This window comes from Chryseobacterium formosum, from assembly GCF_026460885.1.
Taxonomy (GTDB): Bacteria; Bacteroidota; Bacteroidia; order Flavobacteriales; family Weeksellaceae; genus Chryseobacterium; species Chryseobacterium formosus.
In genome coordinates this window covers 1-1,027 of sequence record NZ_JAOVZW010000051.1, presented here as the reverse complement: position 1 = coordinate 1,027, position 1,027 = coordinate 1, and the positions used below count along the sequence as shown (strand labels likewise).

Genomic DNA, 1,027 nt, shown 5'->3' with positions numbered 1-1,027 from the left:
TAGGTGACTGTGCTTTACAATTCACTATCATTGTTAATATCAATATGGCTAAATATTTTTTCATAATTGTATTTTTAAATCAAGAGGCTGTCTTTATTAAAAAAACAACCTCTTCATATTTACTGTTTTATCAATTCTACATTAGTAGGAACCCTAAAATCTGTTGCCTGATTCATATTTGGATCACGCGAAGATGGTAAGCCTCTCAACTTCAAATCCCAATGCAGTTTCTCAATCCCATTAGTATTTGAATAGGTTAAAGTAACTTCACATGACATTTTTGGTCTTTCAGGATCATAAAAAAATAAAGTTACTTTATTTGGATTCCCTTCCCATAATCTAGCACCTGTTAATTTTGATTTCGTAATAGGAAAATTATTTGTATCAACTATAACAATTCCATTATTAGTGTATTTATATTTTCCCTTTAATAAATCTTTATAATATTCTTGTAAATCCGTTTTCTCTTTACTGAGATTAACGGTGAAGTTTTTTAAATTATCTTGATACATCCAATTGCCTTGGAATTTATTTAAAACATTATTAATGTCTTTTATGTAAGCACCATTAGGAATATTATAAGGTATGTTATCGCTTTCAATATCATAAATAATAGATTGTGCATTGCAAGAAAACATAAAAGAAAATAGTATTATTGTTATATAATTTTTCATTATTTTAAATTTTTATTTATTAATTACAAGGTATTTCATCGACTAAATTTGTAGTTGGATTATAAGTCATCTTACTCCAATTGGTTAAACCACTATTTGCTTTATATAAACTAATTCCATAGCTCGGTAAAACTTTTGCTACCTGCTTAATAATATCATTATAAGTTACATTTGCTTTTTTCTTAAGATTTCCGTAATATTTTTGTTCAATATCCTCTCTATTTGTCATCATTTCGCCACCCATATTGTAAAAAAGTGTAGAATTATCAATCACTAATGCAAAAACACCTTCTTTACTGATGACCATAATGGTCAGTTTATCCAAAGGTTTATTATTGGTTTTACGGTAAAAA

At 27.0% G+C, this 1,027-nt stretch carries 2 protein-coding genes; both read right to left on the bottom strand.

Annotated features, from left to right (window positions below; genetic code table 11):
• Positions 1–119: 119 nt before the first annotated feature.
• Positions 120–674 carry a DUF6705 family protein gene (locus OF897_RS21490; protein WP_267267712.1) on the bottom strand — a complete coding sequence of 185 codons (555 nt, stop codon included), beginning with the start codon at positions 672–674 and terminating at the stop codon, positions 120–122.
• Positions 675–693: 19 nt separating this feature from the next.
• The coding region (locus OF897_RS21485; RefSeq protein ID WP_267267711.1) for a hypothetical protein at positions 694–1,027 on the bottom strand (334 nt) is incomplete at its 5' end.